The sequence below is a fragment of the Agromyces mediolanus genome, from assembly GCF_044917495.1.
GTDB lineage: Bacteria > Actinomycetota > Actinomycetes > Actinomycetales > Microbacteriaceae > Agromyces > Agromyces mediolanus_B.
Genome location: NZ_JAVSSI010000027.1, coordinates 1 through 540, shown reverse-complemented (window position 1 = coordinate 540; position 540 = coordinate 1). Strand labels below are relative to the sequence as shown.

The window sequence follows — 540 nt, the reverse complement described above, 5'->3', positions numbered from 1 at the left end:
GGTGCCGTCGGTGAGGTTCACGCTGATGGCGCCGTCGTCGGAGTAGAGGATCGCGTTGGGTCCGCCGAGGAGGTCGTCCACGAGTTGGCTGAGGTTCGGCGGGGTGACTGCGATCGTCGCGTCGCCCAGGCTCACGGAGGCGACGCCGAGGAGTTGGATGTCGGCGATCGCGTCGACCACGCCCTGCACGGCACCGCCGGGGCCGGCGAGGGCTTCCAGGTCGGTGGTGAGGTCGGTGGTCGCGGTGGTCAGGGTGCTGCGCAGCTGGGTCGCCAGGCCCGCGACCGCGGGGCTGGACAGGTTCAGCTTCAGGTCGGTGACGCGGTAGTCGCTCGTGACACCGGTGCCGCCGGTCTTCGCGGCGCGGGTGGCGAGGGCCCCGACTTCCAGGGATGCCTCGTCGATGAGCTGGTCGGTGACCGCGGCGACGCCGAGCTGGTCGAGCAGATCGGTGAGGTTCACCGTGGCGTTGCCGAAGTCGGCCGGGTCGGCGTCCTCGGACACCGAGATCGTGCCGTCATCGGCGACCGCGCCGGACGC

Annotated in this window: 1 protein-coding gene; it reads right to left on the bottom strand. The window is 71.5% G+C overall.

Annotation, left to right across the window (positions count from 1 at the left end; all coding sequences use genetic code 11):
- On the bottom strand, positions 1 to 540 hold a 540-nt coding region (locus tag ROT00_RS18320), incomplete at both ends, for a choice-of-anchor G family protein (RefSeq protein ID WP_404776471.1).